The sequence below is a fragment of the Enterobacter sp. QK-SA4 genome, from assembly GCF_056856775.1.
Window position 1 is genome coordinate 4184690 of the sequence record NZ_JBXFXH010000007.1, and the last position, 16433, is coordinate 4201122.

A 16433-nucleotide genomic window follows, 5' to 3' on the forward strand; every position below is an offset into this window, starting at 1 on the left:
TTACCTCAAGGTTACATAAAAAAGAACGGACTCAATGATTAACAATTTAAATAATGAAAACAGTTTACAGCTCCCAGTCTTTATCAGATATATTCATTCCTATTAACAACTATTCCAAATCCTTGACAAAAATAAAAAACAACAGTATTGGTATAGGTAGTGTTTAATTATGAATATGAAAAGGAGTTCATATGGATAATCAGCCATCAGCGTCTAAAATACCCAGCAGTATACAACCTATAATAAAAACAAATTCAAATCTCACTAACCTAATTAGCAATCATCTCAGAATACATTGTATAAGTGTTCGACTCAACAACGAAGAATTACAACTTCTGAATATAAAACGAGGTGATAAAAGTAAAGGCGAATGGCTCCGTATGGCTTTCCTTCATACATCCCCTTCCATCATTCCAGAGATCAATGTCGAAGCATGGAAAGCTTTATCTGACATTTCCCAAAAGCTAAATCGTATTGCTATACATATCGATGGTAAGAGCAAAGATAGCCAACTTACTCATACAGAGCTTTTCGCTGTGAAGCGACAACTTGAAGAGCTTCGTCACAACTTGTTAAGAACAGATTTTTGGAGTATCCCTCGTGAAGGGTATGCGGAAGATCAAGAGGGGTAAGAACTTTGCTGGTGTGGTCCAATATGCATTGAAGCCAGGTTCACATCATAAAAGTGATCCAATCGTTATTGGCGGGAACATGTTAAGTGGCTCTGCTCTTGAACTGATTTCCGAATTCAATGGCACAAAACAGCTTCGGCCAGATGTTCAGAAACCGGTTTGGCACAACTCGCTTCGCTTACCCAACGGTGAATCACTAACGAATGAACAGTGGTCGAGTATCGCAGATGACTATATGGAACGAATGGGGTTCAGTGATACCCATCTCCGTTGCTATGTATTACATGACGACGAAGGTCAGCACATACACATTATCGCCAGCAGAATCGACATAGCCGGTGGGAAGCTCTACTTGGGTAGGAACGAAAACCTTTTAAGCACACGAATTATTAGTGAACTCGAAATCGCTCACGGTCTGACAGTGACCAAGACAGCCCCTTCCTTCTCAAATACACAACCGAAGCGGAAGAGAATCTCTCGAAACGAACAAATGCTATCGGCTCGGACTGGTGCTCCCTCCCCTAAGCAAGCTCTCCAACAGATACTTGATAAAAGTTTGGCAGATACACCTGACCTTTTAACTTTTATCAAAAGGCTGGAAGAAGCAGAAATCGGCTGGACGGCTAACATTGCTTCTACCGGTAAGATGAACGGCTTCTCATTCGAATACCGCGATATAGCTTTCAAAGCTTCACAGTTAGGCAAGGGTTACTCTTGGGCAAATCTTCAAAAGCAACTTAACTACAACCCCGACCACTTAGAAGCTTTACGAACCAACACACCGGCAAAAGACCACCCTGCTCCTGCTCCTGCTCCTGCTCCTGCTCCTGCTCCTGCTCCTGCTCCTGCTCCTGCTCCTGCTCCTGCTCCCGCAACAGTTTTGAAAACCGCTGAGAGAAAGGAAAGTATCGGTAAAAAAATTGCAGAACTGGAACTACGGCTCAGAGAAGACAAACGGAACGAAATCGTAGAAAAGATCCTTCAAAAGAATGCAGCCAAACAGCAAAAGCATCTCAGGCTCACCGGCTGGATTCCCTTTTTACAACGGCTCATAGAGCTTCTCAGAAAATATGGAAAGAGCATCCTCCGCAAGGTTCCTACAAACTTCTCAGAAGTCTATTCAACACATCATCTGAAACCTACAAGAAAAATTCGTTTATAGACAGCTAGTTGTAAACACCTTTCGTAACCTAACTCAATTGCTTAGTAATAAATTTGTGTTTAGTCAAGAAAATATTGATCGTTATTACAGATCGATAATCTAGTTATGATAGACAATAGCTATCAAGTAACAATCATCGATCGGTACAAGCAATTTTACTAAAGCGAGTCGGTCATCGAGAATCCCTACAAACAGCAGTAAATCTTCCACCCTGGGGTTGCTATGAAAAACGAAACAATTAAGTGCCCGTTCTGCTTTCAGGAGAGTCCGTTTGGTGTCCGTGTCTGCACTGGCTGTCATTCAACTATTAGATATGGAGCCGTTTCAGCCTGGTTAGCTTTACTAATAGGAATTGTGCTGTTAGCGATTGCTTTTCTTATATTCGCTATCAGTCAAAATTTTATATTAACTGTCGTTATCTATTTTGCGTCAGCAATTTCTTTAAGATTTTTTTTACGTAAGAAATTTGCACACAGAGCCGTTTTCACACATAAAAGCTAACCCTGTCCAAATATAATAAGGAAGATAAAATGAATAAATTTATTGTTACATCATTTTTTATTGCAATATTTTCAATTTCTGGCTGTTCTACATCCGGCAACCAAAAAATCAAAAATGAAACGGCACAGAGTCTACAATCAAAAATAATTAAAAACAAAACAACTAAGGCAGAGCTAGTTGCTCAACTTGGTGAGCCTGATACCAGAACGACTCTTGACGATGGCAACGAGCAATGGAGATATTTCATGTATAACAATCAGTTCAATGCCTCGACTTTTATCCCTGTTGTTGGTTTGCTAACTGGCGGTTCCCAGACTCAGTCTAAAACTCTCGAAATCGACTTCAATGGAGAAACCGTAAGCAAATGGACATTCTCTACTGATAATAACAATACAAAATCTGGCATTCTTAATTAATCGTTTCCTGGACAAGAAAATGAAAACATACTCAATTCTCGCAGTTATCCTTTCTACTTTTCTATTAACAGCCTGTAATTCAGAACCTTCTGAAAAAGATATATTTAATGTTTTTAAAAGTGTTGTAGACAGGTCAAATGCAAGTATGAAAGCTCTGAACTCAAGTATTCCCGAAAAAGATCTTTTAAGAATCGATTATGTGAAGAAAGTAAGTTGCACAGAAGAAGCAAACAATGTTTATAACTGCATTGTCGATGCCTCGATTAGCAATATGAAACAGACAAAGCCTGTTAAGCTTGTGAAAGCTGATGGTATCTGGAAAGAAATACAACAATAGAAAGCCATATTGCTTTAAAGCCCCTAATAGTAGGGGCTTTTATTTGAATATTCATTAAATATTTAGCTGTTTATTATAATTGTTACAGAAACCTTGTGCATCTTCAAGTGTAGTGTATTGAGTCGCTTCTGGACCATCATAAACATCATTAGTCCCTTCATAGTAGATAAAAATGACTTTTTTACCTTCGACTTCTTTTATCTCTGCGGTAAGTCTTTTTTGAGAGGTTTTAAAATCACCTGTTGGGAGTGGTGATTTTGAGAAGGGATTTTTTCCATAAGCCATGAGGTTGTTCTCTTATAAACCAAATGAGCTATAAGTATGATGCTATCCGTTGGGAAAATCAAACAAAAATTAGATTACTTAACAATATACAATTCTGGTTTCATTAATCGAAGTCTTTCAATCATTTCCTTAATATCAAAGAGAGTAATGTCCTTGCTATTCGCTCTGACACTAACTAATCTTATAGCTCTTTTTTGTTTGTCCAGATACTCTAAAAATTTGATGTAATCATTTCGTTTTTTCATATAGTATATTTTCATGTTAATATTCTCTTGCTCTGTTCGATACCATGCCTGCTCTTCATCCCAGAGAGTAATGTCCTCAATATTCATATAGCGGGGATAATGCACCTGAAAGCCATTTCCCAGAAGTATTTCAATACCTCGTTTCATTTTATCAATGTGGGATAAATGTATATCCCTGATATGAATGTCAGTAGACTTTATTTTGCCCCTGTGCTTCATAAATATTTCAGGATGTCCAAAATAACCCATTCCCGATAAAACATGCTCACCTTCAAAATTTAAAAGATCTGGATTAATACCTGCTTCAAACAATCGATCTATTATTTCAATTTCATAATCATAATAACCCGATTTCCACAGTGCGGTTTTACCAACGAAATTTCGGTGGTTGATATCAACACCATTTTTAATCAACCAGTTCACTTCATCAACGCTTGTAGCTTCAAATAAAAGAGTCTGGTCAAGCATCCCCCTATGTGTAGAAAGTGGTAAAACCTCTGGCTCTAACTCTAACCATTCTGTTCTTATCATAATTAATCCTGCAAAAATATTATCGTTTTCTTTTATTTAGCGCGAAAAAAGATAATATTCAAATAAATTACAGATTTATATTTATAATAATTAAAGCCGCAAATTTCTAACTTTTACAACTTCGTGAGTAATTTCTTTCTCTATAACTCTCATTTCATACTGAGCTTTAAAAATTGTATAGATTTCTTCTGCTTTTTCTTGATTGTTGTCAATATAGTTCACGAGAGAGTTTAGCTCTCTGATAACAGCCTCCTTATTGTTCAATCGCTGCAACAAAGTACTTGTAAGGCATTTGTATACAGAACTGAACATCGTCATAATGTTGTCTATGTTACGATTAGAGCGAATGTATAGCTGTCTTGGGTAGAAATACTTTAAATGATAGCCAACAAAAAGCAGGTATAGCTGGTATGAGAAACTTTTATCGCCTGGCTGGTATCTTTTTGAGATATACTTATCGACAATAATGATAAGTTGCTCTTCTAGAGTAAACTCTAGATTGATGATGTTTTTGTCCATAAAATGCATCCTTGCATAATGAAATAGTCTTCCTGACCATATGTTTATATTTATCTCATTTATTTAACTTGTCAATAGGTGTAACCTATCAACTATTATTTTTTATTAAATGGTCTATTCAATTGTTCCATAGTGAGACCATGTCTGTAAGCATTATACTGCCAATAGCTAAATTGCTCTTTGTATCTATTGTTCTGTTTTTTCAACATTTCGTTTTCGGCTTTAAGGTTTATTATTTGTTGTGCCGCAATAGTTAAGTTAGCTGGTTTCTTTAGACCAGATTTTTTCAAATTGGACAAACTTTTCTTTATTCTATATGCTTCAACAACTTCATCATGAGCACTTAAAGATTGCCTTGTGATAGTTCTGTTTAGATTCTTATACACTGATTCACATAAATCACTCCATGTGATTTTACCGTCCCAAGTCAGTATAATGTGTTTAATTGCTTTTATTTCACTCCTGTTCAAATGTTTTGCCATAAGTATCTCCTGTTTTAATTATTCAAAAGCTTATTAATTCTTTCCAAATTTTTTTCATGGTGTTGCAACCATTTGTCTGCACCATAATCACCATTTTCATAAGCGATCTGAGTTATTCTCTTTAATTGCATTACTTTCTCTCGGACAGATTGCAGCCTAATTCTATCTACTGAGTTAAAGTCCGGTGTTTCATTATCACATTCAATAAGATGATTAATTTTTGTACAAGGCTTGATTAAATAGTTATGTACACAGTAACCAAATTCAGTTAAGTGTATTGCACCTTGATTAAGGTTATCAAAATCAATTGTCAATTCATTTGTGGGTATTGACTCCCTTTGACAGTAATTACTCCTATTCAATTTAATAGCTTTGATTTTATCTAACATATCTTCTTCTGACACATGGTTATAAACTCTGTTCTGATTCGCATTGATACGACCAGACCATTTAGCTATATCCAGTTCAGACATTTCACCATAATGGGCTATTGTGTTTAAAAGGTGCCGTGGCTGGTGTGAGCGAATAAGTAGTGGTTTACCTTCATCATCATAATACCCATATCGGGAAAATATATTTTTATAATTCATCTCATAGCTTTTTTTTCTTTGTATGTCACTGAAAAAGAAACTTTTAGTAGGTTTGTAAAATGTGAAAATTGAAGTCATTCTTGATAAAGAAAATTGATCAGTATTGAGCAAGCATAAAGCATTACTAAATTTTATGGATTTTTCTTTATCATACCATGGAAAATCCCTGCTAAAATTAGAACTAATAATTTCCCACAAATTACTCAACGAATAGTTGTAATCATTGTGGTTTAAGAAACTTTTCCCACCATCCAAACTCGTTCTTTTAATTTTTAAAACACATGATTTATGATCAAATAAATTATACCCCAGTGCATGGCAAACTTGTACAACGGTCAATTTAGCTTTTTCATCAACTGTTGGGCAAAGCTCATGTCGGTAAAATTTATCCGGGTACTTTTCGCACCAGTGAGCAAGTGCTCTTGCATTTTGTGATAAGGAAAGTAATCTTCTAATCGCTTTCTTTGCAACTGGTATCATAACCCGTGGAATCCATTTGATATTAGGGCCATACCCTTTTACCGAATAAAATCTCAAACCATATCTTTCGATACCCTTGCCATCTATTTGTGTAATCTCACAATCAGCAGGTAAGGCTAAAATTTCAGAAATTCTGCTCGGACAACAAAGTAGAAGTGCAAATACTGAACTGGTGAACTTATCCCTTGGACTCAGTAACTCATCATTTTGAGAAAAAATATCAGCAATAGCGAGCAATGCTTCTTCATCTGGTAACTTATCGCTTCGGTGATAATCCTCAATCTCAGGAAGATAATTGTTTTTGACTTTCTGTTTTACATGGTTTTTCCATGAGATATATCCTGACTTCACAAGATTATGTTCACACAGAAACTTTGATATTTTTTCAAGCTGTATTCCACATTTAGCCAAAACGTTACCTTCAAAATATTTACTCCCGATCTGCATTGCCTCATCGAAAACAACGGCTGTAACATTATAAATGAGACCAGTGTTCTGAACCTGCAAAAGGGCCTGTTCGAGACATCGCAAGGCCATCATAATAACCCCATAATTTTTTAATGGTTTCAATGTGTGTTGATATCTGATATATGCTTTCGCAAAATTGATATAATCTTCGTGCATTGCATCAATGGAATCAAAGATTTTATTTCCAATCCCTATTTTTCTAAATGTGACATATCCTTTCCAGGCATACTGCTCCCAATCCTGAGTTTGGGTTAGTCCGGACAGTTGATAGCGACAAAATTTTATGAACTCATTATAATTTTCTTCTACAAGAATATGTTTTTTTGATTTGAACAAAATAATATTATTCATAGTTGATTCACCTCACTGCGATCAATCGGAATAAAAAATATACATTGATTGCAAGGGAATCCTGAATTCTGACTCTGGCATCTACTTGAAGAAAAAAATTTGAAATGACAACTCTTTTTCGATTTGATTCCGTTCATAAAAATATCAGCGACAAATGACAATTGTTCTGAAACAGCGGAATCAATCCTTTCAACACTGTCAGCATGATTTTTAATATAAATACCCGCACTTGAAGTAGAGGAATGATCCAATAACTCAGCTATAGTATTAACATTATGCCCATTCTTAGCCAGCATAGTTGCTATTGTATAACGAAGCCTACGAGGCGTAATATTTAGTATCGAACCGGTACGGTTGGATATTATATTCCCATTATTAACAATACCTTTCAATGCTACATTAGCAATTATAGGCTTCGCATATAATTTATTATATTCCAGAAGAATTGAACCTGTTATGGATAAATCTGAGAGTTTTTCCTCATTTAAGAAAATAGGAACTTCTCGTTTAGAATAATCATCAAGAGTTTTTCCAAGAGCTTGCTCAACGAGTTTCACTGATTGATTAGCTTGCAATTGAACAATTGATGCAACCTCTGATATTATTGCAAGTTCTCGATATCGTAGTTCTTTACCCCGTTGTTTAACTCGTGGCACTGAAATTACATATTCTACTTTGCCATTATCTAAGTTCTTTTGAAGAAGGTCTTTATATTTCAACATAACTAACTGCTGAGGTCTTCTACCTGTAAGGCTGATCAATAGTGATATTGCGTAATGTGGCAGTGACAGTTCACCTTTTCTATATGCATGATTCATAGCCTTAATCAAAGAAGTATGTTCTTCTTTAGTTAGTGGTCCCCCTGTTGGATCATCTTGAAGCACAGACTGACCAGATTTTTTTATCTTTAGGTCCAAATGCTTTAACAGTTCTACCGCACTTTCATCTATTCCTGGATATCCTAACTCAAACCATTTAATCAAAAATGGTCGTAAAACGCGAAGTGATGCTGGGGCTTTTGATAATTTCTTATTTTGATATTCAATTAGAACCTTATCATCAATATGAGTAGGAGATAGTTTACGGATAAGACTCTCCATATTTCTAACAATATTTTTCACATACAAATAGCTGTTGCTATTAAAATAATATTGTACTGTATATACAAACCCACAAACCAAATTTTCGTTCATAGCAAATATTAAGTTTGTAAGATTGATTCCGTTATTTTCAATCGAACTGACGATTTTATGTTCATGCAAAGACATTTTATCCGAGTTGTATTTAATTAAATTATTCATCAAATTCTCCTTTGAATAGTTGCTCTTGTTGCTCAAGTGCAGTTTTTTTCGATAGCTCAAAAATATGCCTGCGATTATAAATTATTGAAGTTTCTGAACCCGGTCGCCATCCCATGAGATAAGAACGGATTTGTTGCTCTTTTTCATCGGATATGTCCTGATTCTTGTCTATTGCTTTCGAAAACTCATAATTCCATGTATGTCTGAGTTTGTGGCCTGTCAATCCCCCTAGAAGTGAGGAGGATTGACGAACAACACTCACCACTTTGTGATATGAAGAAAATGAAATAGGTTGCCCTTGAGTTTTTCCTTCCTTATAAGTAATAAACAGGAAATCATGTTTGTTAGAATTTTTTATGTTTCTTCGATCATTCAGAATATAATCTGAAATTTCAAACATGAGCTTTTTATCAGCAATTAATTTCCTCTCACAAGTTTTAACTAAAGGCTGATACACTCGCGGATCTGTTTTATCATTTGCTCTTCTTCTTATTGCAATTGTCGATTCTGCAAAATCTATATCACCAATTCGCAGATTCAAAAGTTCACCTGCTCTCAGGCCAAAGCAGTGTAATAGCAGGAATATTAGATTGTTTCTTTTTTGCACTTTTTCTGAAAAAGGATTTAATTTGCTACCCGGTGCAAGAATGCTAAACAAAGAATCCAATTGTTCATTATTTAAACTTTTTTCTATATCCATATTATATTTATCATTATTTCTCGGTTTCTTTCGTTTTATGTTGTTTATGAAATCTAAAATATATTTGAGAGTATCCTTCTGTCCTGTATGAGAAAGATGTATTTTGCACAGCCATTCCAGATAGTTAGCTATGGTTGTTATCCGAAAGTACTTAGTTGGTTTTTTGACATTTGAACTTCTAAAATTATCATTCTCGCCATCTCGAAAATTGAATGAAGTGAATTCGATCAAATCTTCAATTTCATGAGGAGCCAGAAATATCCTTTTCTGAATTCTTTCATCAATATTGATATTTTTTCTCATAAAGAATCGATATAACAATGAAATGCTCCCAGCGATAACCTTCATTGTTGATATAGACTCTGACCGATTCCTGACTTGTGTTGTTATATACAAGTTTGGATAATACAATGGCTCACCAGTATCTTTATTTACAACATGACAATATCTCTCACCATTTTCGAACATAAAAGAATCCACACAAATACTGCACATATTTTCCTCCTAAACTTTACAAAAAGTATAATTCCAATATATTAATAATAAGCATTTCGTAGATTTACAAATTTATTTGGATCGATTAAGATATTTATTTAAATTAAAACAGTGAGATAGACGATTATTCTTGTCAAATTATCATCTGGTAGATCTAGTTAATATTATGTACACCTAATACATCGAAAACTATCTCACTGCCTTGCTAATAAACGATCATAAAAATAATGTAAGTTATTCTGTAAAGTTTTAAGCAAAAATATGCAGCCAAACTTTACATTTTCTAAATATTTCTTAATCCAAGAGATATAGGATTATCCGCTTCGCCAAGAGTTTCATTTCATCAGGGCATTTAATTAGCGAGAACCATGTCTCGTAAACATATATCTGTTTGGAAGCATTAAGCTCAGAGATCGAGTCTAAAGGTTCTCTCAAATTTCCTACAAGGTACTGACTGAGCCAGTAAATTATTTCTTTATTAAACTCGTTGTTGGGTAAGTCATAAATCACTTCTGGGTCAAAGATCTTGTAAAAGAGATCTCCGCATAAATTGCACATATGGTTATCTTCACTCACAAATTCTTCGATATTCATAAAAATCTCTCCCAGGTTTAATTAAGCAACTTTAATTCTGCTTGTTTCGATAACTGATTGAATCCACTCGTCAACTTCACTCTCGACAAAAGCAACGGCACGAACTCCGATCTTCACTGGTGCCGGAAACCGACCTTCACTAATCAGACGATAGATCCAGGCCTTGCCGAAACCAGTTCGTTTCAAGACTTCTGGTAAACGAATTAAGCTTTGATTGGTTGTATTCATTTGGCTGTCTCCTCCGCTTCCGTTAAGGAGATATTAGCCACACAGATTTGTATCTATGAAGGGAATGCTGATAACTGAAAAGTTAGATGAGGGAAGAATGAAGAGAGACTCCGGGGAAGAAAAATATTTTCGCCCTCCCCTTGACAATTAACACGATGATTTACAACTAGAAAGTTCCGAATTCTGAAATCGGTATGTTGAGGAGATGGCTGTTTTTGCTGATAAAATATTCCAGACTACGGGTTGTTTCTCCATTTAATGACTTCTCTGCTACGGGCCTGTCTGTATCTTTAATGTGATCTTCGCCCCTAATCTCCTGAGTGAAATCAGGATACAAGACACGAGACAAGACCATATTTGAGATTTTTACTTTTTTGAATTTTGACCAAATCAATAGGTCCATCATTGGAATGATATTGTAATCGACAAGTTTTCTTATTTTTGCCAGTCCAATTTTTTCTGTTTTTACTGGGTCAATTTCATATTCCTTCCTAAGATCTGGTAGCATCGTTTGTAAGGCTGTTATAATTTCTTCATCGCTGGACATTCCTAAATCAAATGAAACATACATCTTGCTGCTATTTTGGTTTAGAAAAAAGTCTCTCATAGTTTTTGTTATTGGTTTCTTTTTCAACTCTTTTTTGAAATCGCCATTTTCTTCAAAAAATTCCATGCTAAACATTATTAACTTGTTCTCTAATTTTTTTATATCACCAAAGCTAACCTGCGCAACATGTCTTTGACCCTTGCCAAAATGACCATGATTATTATCTTGTCTGCTTAAAATAGGATTACCTTCAAGGATAGACCTTAAATTTTGATTATCATCTTCCCATCCAAAATTTACACTGTCGAAAATCGCTTCTCTAAAGGCAAGCTCAGTATGCAGTTCTTTGATTGTAAGTGATTTTAACTGCTCATAGTTTTCGAGACTAAACCAGCTTTTTAATTCTTCATAAGGGCTTACTACTTTCATTAATCCCTCCACTGTATTCAAAGCTTGAATAAGTTAACACTGCTTATTTCAATTAATTCTCCCTTAACAATATTGATAAGGGAGAACGATTAATTAACTACTTATTCATAGTTAAGTCTTTTTAAAATCAAATGGTGAAACTTGTCGTATTCTAAGGATGTCAAGGTAATCGGCCCACCACTGCAACATAAGCTTTCTCTCATCAAGGTGCTCTGCTTTATGTATGTAGGCAGCACGAACTGAGTTCCGCTCCTGATGGCTCATTTGCCGTTCAACAGCATCTTTCGACCACAAACCGGATTCAATCAAGGCACTACAAGCCATAGCCCTGAATCCATGTCCACAGACCTCCACGGTTGTGTCATAGCCCATAGACCTCAAAGCCTTGTTTACCGTATTTTCACTCATAGGCTTTCTGAAATCATGGTCGCCAATGAACACGAGTTCATGATCACCGCTGATCTCTTTAATTTCCGTCAACACAGCCAATGCCTGACAACTCAAAGGAACTAGGTGTGGAGTTCGCATTTTAGAACCACGGTGCGAATGCTTCACTCCTGGTAATGGTTCTCGTTCAGAGGGAATAGTCCACATAGCATTCTCGAAATCGATTTCCGACCATCTTGCAAATCTGAGTTCACTGGAACGAATGAAAATGAGCAATGTTAGCTTTACGGCTAACTTCGTGAGTTTCCTACCTTTGAAGTTATCAATTCGTTCTAAGAGTTCTGAGAATCGTTCGAATGGCAAAGCTGGCCTGTGGGTTCTTTTGGCTACGGCAATAGCTCCTGCCATCTCCTGAGCAGGGTTGTAATCTATCAGTCCATTCTGGACCGCATATCGCATTACTGCTGTTGTTCTTTGCTGTAGGCGGGAAGCAACTTCCAATCGCCCGGAAGCTTCAACAGCCTTGATAGGTGCAAGAAGATCTCTGGTATTAAGCTCGGATATTTTTCTTTTACCGATTGCAGTAAAGAGACCATCTTCCATGCTTTTTAGAACTCTCTCGCTGTGGGAATCTGACCATTTTCTTTTACAAGCCTTATGCCAGTCCCTGGCAACAGATTCAAAAGTAAGAGCTTCGCTCTGCTCGATTTTGTCGGCTTTTTTCTTCTCAGAAGGGTCGATACCATCAGATACCAACTTTTTGGCTTCATCTCGCTTCCTGCGGGCCTCACCAAGAGAGACCATTGGATAAACACCCAATGCTAAAACTTTCTGTTTGCCGTCGAAACGGTACTGTAATCGCCAGTACTTCGAGCCGTTAGGATTGATCAGCAGGTGCATACCCTGCCCATCTGTGAGTTTGAAGGGTTTGTCGGAGGGCTTGGTAGTCCTAACTTTGATATCGGTGAGAGCCATCAGTTAATACCTCCAGTGTTGGTACCAAAATCAATCGAACCGGGAATACCATCAGTTATACCATCATCAGTTGGTATATGTTCAAGGAATTGAGTAGACGTGTACAGACTAAGAAAAGCCAGAAACCTGCTTAACTTACTGTTTTTATGGACTAAAGTAGACGTTAGTAGACTTGAAAAAAGCTTTGTATGGTGCCGAAGGCCGGACTCGAACCGGCACGTATTTCTACGGTTGATTTTGAATCAACTGCGTCTACCGATTTCGCCACTTCGGCACTGAAGGGGATGCGGAAACGTTGTGGATTATACCTGTCGCGCGCCGCCATGCAAGCGACGACGCGCTAAACCCGCGCTAAGTGCCCAAAAAACCAGCGCCCTTCGTCACTCCACCTCAGACACCGCCAGCCGAATCACCCTCGCCGCCTTCTGCTCCGGCAGCGCCAGCACCTTCGCCCACATCGCCTGCACCATATCGCAGGAGAGCTTCTCTTTGCCCGCCGCCTTCTCCGGCATCTGCAGCAGCTGGATGTCCTCACCGTACTTGTTGGCAAGTGCCTTCATAATCGGCCGCACATCCTCGACAGCCGCCTCGCGTTCTGCCTGCGTCACGGTGTGGCGGTTTTTGCCGTAGGCCGCGCGCATCATGTCGGCGTCGGCCTGCATGCGCCGCGCCATCAGGTCTTTATCCAGCATGCGCATCGGGTTGATGCCGCCCTTCACCATCGGGTAGAGGAAGCGGAAGCAGGCGTCGTCGCTCACCTTCTGGATGGCGGCGGTCTGCTCCATGTTGATGGTCATGTAGTTCACCACGTTGGCGTCCGGCGCGTTTTGCAGGCGCGACATCTGCAGATGCAGGATCTGCGGCTGGATGGTGTCGATAATCTGCTGCTCCGGCTCGCCCGCTTTTTGCAGGGCGGCCATCTGGTCGAGGATGCGCTGATGCAGCGCGGGCTCCTGCTCCTTAATCACCTGCCAGGCGGGCATCGCGTTGAGGGCGTTATCCATCTGCCGTTCCGGGGCGCGCTGCCTGTCGAAAAACACCCAGAACGCCACGGCGGCAGCCGCAATGACGACAATAATAATACGGGTCCACGTTTTATTCATCTCGCATCCTTATCCTTGAGTTGTGCCGGTTTACACCGGCACGCCGCTGTGGAAGCGAAACTCGTTGTCCGGTGTCGAGATAAGTGTGGCTTCAATTTCGCCAAAAAGCTTTATGCGCGGTGAGATATCGTCGTCGCTCACCTGCCGGGCAAGCGTCAGGTAGTCCTGATAATGGCGCGCTTCCGAGCGCAGCAGCGAGAGATAGAACTTCTGCAGGTCATCGTCGAGGAACGGGGCCAGCGCGGCGAAGCGTTCGCAGGAGCGGGCTTCGATGTAGGCGCCGCAGATGAGCTTGTCGATCAGCGTCAGCGGTTCGTGGGTGCGCACTTCCTTCAGCATCCCTTTGGCGTAGCGGCTGGCGGTGATTTTGACGTACGGAATGCCGCGGGCCAGCATCGCCTCGCGCACCTGCCAAAAGTGATGCAGCTCCTCTTTGATCAGCAGCACCATGCTGTCGATAAGCGCCTGGCCCCACGGGTCGTCGGTTTTGGGCATCACGCTTTTGCCAATCTTCTTGTGCAGGGCGATGAAGTCCGGCTCTGGGCCGTCGCGGAAGGTGAACTGTTCGTAGGGTTTGAGCCAGTCGAGCAGCGCGTCGGCACCGCTTTCGTCGGCGACGTATTTACGCACCAGCAGCAGCGCGGTCTGGGCGGCCTTGAGCTCGCACACCATGTGGTCGGTGAGCAGCAGCGGCAGGTTTGCCGGGTCGCGGGCTTTATCAATCCATGCTTGCGGGGTCGGGCACTGGAGGAAGTTGAGTACGGGGGCAAGTATCTGCGGGTAATCCATGGTTCTGCCTTGAAAAAGCGGTGGCGCGCGCCACCGCCTGAAACGCTTAGTGACGCACGCCGTCGTCGTCTTCGTCGATGTAATCTTCGTCGTCGCCTTCTTCGCCGTCTTCACCGTTCGGATCTTCGAAGTAGGTTCCCCAGCCGTCGTATTCCACGTCAAATTTCTCGGCCAGGTTCATCAGCTGTTCGACCTGCGCGTCAATCAGCTCCGCCTTCAGCGCTCCTTCGCTCAGGATGTCGCAGCAGATGACGGTGTCGCCCTCTTCCACTTCCAGCTCTTCCGGCTCGGTCACTTCGTAACCCAGCTTGAAGGCTTCCACGGCCATTTTTTCCAGCGCGTCGAAATCATCCGCAGAGAAATGGTGCTCGATGGTGTACAGCGCGTCCGGATCGCTACCGTCTTCCAGCAGTTCTTCAATAATCAGACGCGTCTCTTCGCGTTGCTCTTCCAGGTGTTCCGGGTTTGCCATGGCTCAATCCTCTTTAAAGTGCGGCAGATACTTCTATTTTCACACACGGACGGGTTTGCCTCCACCTTTGTTGGAAAGATTTGTGAAACGGGGTTGCAAATGAATAATTACACATATAAAGTGAATTTTAATTCAATTAGTGGCATTCGCCATGCGAGGATAAAATGTCCGATTTATACAAGAAACACTTTCTGAAACTGCTCGACTTTACCCCTGCACAGTTCACTTCTCTGCTGACCCTTGCCGCACAGCTCAAAGCCGATAAAAAAAATGGCAAGGAAGTACAGAAGCTTACCGGTAAAAACATCGCGCTCATCTTCGAAAAAGACTCAACCCGTACACGATGCTCTTTCGAAGTTGCCGCATTTGACCAGGGCGCGCGCGTCACCTATTTAGGGCCGAGCGGCAGCCAGATTGGGCATAAAGAGTCAATTAAGGACACCGCGCGCGTGCTCGGGCGGATGTACGACGGCATTCAGTATCGCGGCCACGGCCAGGAAGTCGTCGAAACGCTGGCGCAGTATGCGGGCGTGCCGGTGTGGAACGGGCTGACCAACGAGTTTCACCCGACGCAGCTGCTGGCGGACCTGCTGACCATGCAGGAGCACCTGCCGGGCAAGGCGTTTAACGAGATGACGCTGGTCTATGCGGGCGACGCGCGCAACAACATGGGCAACTCGATGCTGGAAGCGGCGGCGCTGACCGGGCTGGATCTGCGCCTGGTGGCCCCGAAGGCCTGCTGGCCGGAAGAGAGCCTGGTGGCGGAGTGCAGCGCGCTGGCGGAGAAGCACGGCGGGAAGATCACCCTGACGGAAGACGTGGCGGCGGGCGTGAAGGGCGCGGACTTTATCTATACCGACGTGTGGGTGTCGATGGGTGAAGCCAAAGAGAAGTGGGCGGAGCGTATCGCGCTGCTGCGCGGGTATCAGGTGAATGCGCAGATGATGGCGCTGACCGGCAACCCGGACGTGAAGTTCCTGCACTGTCTGCCGGCGTTCCATGACGACCAGACCACGCTCGGCAAGCAGATGGCGAAGGAGTTCGATCTGCACGGCGGGATGGAAGTGACGGACGAGGTGTTTGAGTCGGCGGCGAGCATCGTGTTTGACCAGGCGGAGAACCGGATGCATACGATTAAGGCAGTGATGGTGGCGACGCTTGGGGAGTGATTGACTCCTCTGCGGTCTGGTGCCCTCACCCCGGCCCTCTCCCCGGCCCTCTCCCCGGCCCTCTCCCACAGGGAGAGGGAGAAAACACTAAAAACGACAACAGCGTTATCATCGGGCAGAAAAATTCATTTTACTGACGCTTTCTCAGCCAGGCATTAAGCATAATAGGTATTTATGTTTTTATTAACCATTATTTACTGAGTAGATAATGGTTAATATCAGGTCATTATCAATTACAAAATACC

The 16433-nt window shown here is 40.9% G+C and carries 20 protein-coding genes and 1 tRNA gene; 6 read left to right on the plus strand and 15 right to left on the minus strand.

Annotated features, from left to right (window positions below):
* Nucleotides 1–191 precede the first annotated feature (191 nt).
* The 4 genes from AC1VYI_RS21760 to AC1VYI_RS21775 all read left to right on the plus strand — a co-directional run bounded on the left by AC1VYI_RS21760 (nucleotide 192) and on the right by AC1VYI_RS21775 (nucleotide 3048).
* Nucleotides 192–632, plus strand: a complete 441-nt coding sequence (locus AC1VYI_RS21760) for a hypothetical protein (protein WP_088546534.1) — start codon at nucleotides 192–194, stop codon at nucleotides 630–632.
* Nucleotides 601–1794: a relaxase/mobilization nuclease domain-containing protein gene (locus tag AC1VYI_RS21765; RefSeq protein ID WP_482882778.1), complete on the plus strand. Its 1194-nt coding sequence runs from the start codon at nucleotides 601–603 to the stop codon at nucleotides 1792–1794. Before AC1VYI_RS21760 ends, AC1VYI_RS21765 begins: the two co-directional genes overlap by 32 nt.
* Nucleotides 1795–2324: 530 nt before the next feature.
* Nucleotides 2325–2711, plus strand: coding sequence for a hypothetical protein (locus tag AC1VYI_RS21770; RefSeq protein WP_001549551.1), 387 nt, complete (start codon nucleotides 2325–2327; stop codon nucleotides 2709–2711).
* A gap of 19 nt (nucleotides 2712–2730) precedes the next feature.
* Entirely contained in the window at nucleotides 2731–3048 is a 318-nt protein-coding gene (locus AC1VYI_RS21775) for a hypothetical protein (RefSeq protein WP_001549552.1), read from the plus strand.
* Between the two features lie 54 nt (nucleotides 3049–3102).
* Here the strand turns inward: AC1VYI_RS21775 and AC1VYI_RS21780 are convergent, their stop codons facing one another.
* From AC1VYI_RS21780 to rraB, 15 genes are all read right to left on the minus strand, one after another.
* Nucleotides 3103–3333 (minus strand): hypothetical protein, encoded by a 231-nt coding sequence (locus tag AC1VYI_RS21780; protein WP_001549553.1) that lies wholly within the window; start codon nucleotides 3331–3333, stop codon nucleotides 3103–3105.
* Nucleotides 3334–3407: 74 nt separating this feature from the next.
* Complete coding sequence (locus tag AC1VYI_RS21785) at nucleotides 3408–4109, minus strand: ankyrin repeat domain-containing protein (RefSeq protein ID WP_001549554.1); 702 nt, start codon at nucleotides 4107–4109, stop codon at nucleotides 3408–3410.
* A gap of 90 nt (nucleotides 4110–4199) precedes the next feature.
* Nucleotides 4200–4628, minus strand: a complete 429-nt coding sequence (locus AC1VYI_RS21790; RefSeq protein ID WP_001549555.1) for a hypothetical protein — start codon at nucleotides 4626–4628, stop codon at nucleotides 4200–4202.
* Between the two features lie 95 nt (nucleotides 4629–4723).
* Complete coding sequence (locus tag AC1VYI_RS21795; RefSeq protein WP_001062149.1) at nucleotides 4724–5110, minus strand: hypothetical protein; 387 nt, start codon at nucleotides 5108–5110, stop codon at nucleotides 4724–4726.
* A 14-nt stretch (nucleotides 5111–5124) separates the two neighbouring features.
* Nucleotides 5125–6999 (minus strand): hypothetical protein, encoded by a 1875-nt coding sequence (locus AC1VYI_RS21800; RefSeq protein WP_001549557.1) that lies wholly within the window; start codon nucleotides 6997–6999, stop codon nucleotides 5125–5127.
* A complete protein-coding gene (locus tag AC1VYI_RS21805) occupies nucleotides 6996–8300 on the minus strand; it encodes a tyrosine-type recombinase/integrase (protein ID WP_001549558.1) in 1305 nt (434 codons plus the stop codon). The genes AC1VYI_RS21800 and AC1VYI_RS21805 overlap by 4 nt, the downstream gene beginning before the upstream one ends.
* Nucleotides 8293–9495 carry a site-specific integrase gene (locus AC1VYI_RS21810; RefSeq protein WP_049024867.1) on the minus strand — a complete coding sequence of 401 codons (1203 nt, stop codon included), beginning with the start codon at nucleotides 9493–9495 and terminating at the stop codon, nucleotides 8293–8295. The genes AC1VYI_RS21805 and AC1VYI_RS21810 overlap by 8 nt, the downstream gene beginning before the upstream one ends.
* A 294-nt stretch (nucleotides 9496–9789) precedes the next feature.
* Complete coding sequence (locus tag AC1VYI_RS21815) at nucleotides 9790–10089, minus strand: hypothetical protein (protein ID WP_001019185.1); 300 nt, start codon at nucleotides 10087–10089, stop codon at nucleotides 9790–9792.
* Between the two features lie 21 nt (nucleotides 10090–10110).
* Nucleotides 10111–10317, minus strand: a complete 207-nt coding sequence (locus AC1VYI_RS21820; protein WP_001098486.1) for a helix-turn-helix transcriptional regulator — start codon at nucleotides 10315–10317, stop codon at nucleotides 10111–10113.
* 166 nt (nucleotides 10318–10483) lie between these two features.
* Nucleotides 10484–11293 carry a DUF6387 family protein gene (locus AC1VYI_RS21825; RefSeq protein ID WP_049024869.1) on the minus strand — a complete coding sequence of 270 codons (810 nt, stop codon included), beginning with the start codon at nucleotides 11291–11293 and terminating at the stop codon, nucleotides 10484–10486.
* 111 nt (nucleotides 11294–11404) lie between these two features.
* Complete coding sequence (locus AC1VYI_RS21830) at nucleotides 11405–12655, minus strand: tyrosine-type recombinase/integrase (RefSeq protein ID WP_001218957.1); 1251 nt, start codon at nucleotides 12653–12655, stop codon at nucleotides 11405–11407.
* A gap of 189 nt (nucleotides 12656–12844) precedes the next feature.
* Nucleotides 12845–12929, minus strand: a tRNA-Leu gene (locus tag AC1VYI_RS21835).
* A gap of 106 nt (nucleotides 12930–13035) precedes the next feature.
* Complete coding sequence (locus AC1VYI_RS21840; RefSeq protein WP_134866848.1) at nucleotides 13036–13758, minus strand: topoisomerase II; 723 nt, start codon at nucleotides 13756–13758, stop codon at nucleotides 13036–13038.
* Between the two features lie 30 nt (nucleotides 13759–13788).
* Nucleotides 13789–14547, minus strand: a complete 759-nt coding sequence (gene miaE / locus AC1VYI_RS21845; RefSeq protein ID WP_226483410.1) for a tRNA isopentenyl-2-thiomethyl-A-37 hydroxylase MiaE — start codon at nucleotides 14545–14547, stop codon at nucleotides 13789–13791.
* Between the two features lie 46 nt (nucleotides 14548–14593).
* A complete protein-coding gene (gene rraB / locus AC1VYI_RS21850; protein WP_025759886.1) occupies nucleotides 14594–15019 on the minus strand; it encodes a ribonuclease E inhibitor RraB in 426 nt (141 codons plus the stop codon).
* Nucleotides 15020–15118: 99 nt separating this feature from the next.
* Here rraB and argL point away from each other — a divergent pair, with 99 nt between their 5' ends.
* Both argL and argF read left to right on the plus strand, forming a co-directional pair.
* Complete coding sequence (gene argL, locus AC1VYI_RS21855) at nucleotides 15119–15214, plus strand: putative translational regulatory protein ArgL (RefSeq protein WP_226483409.1); 96 nt, start codon at nucleotides 15119–15121, stop codon at nucleotides 15212–15214.
* On the plus strand, nucleotides 15184–16188 hold the full coding sequence (gene argF / locus AC1VYI_RS21860; protein WP_010427327.1) for an ornithine carbamoyltransferase: 1005 nt from the start codon (nucleotides 15184–15186) through the stop codon (nucleotides 16186–16188). Before argL ends, argF begins: the two co-directional genes overlap by 31 nt.
* The last annotated feature ends 245 nt before the right edge of the window (nucleotides 16189–16433 follow it).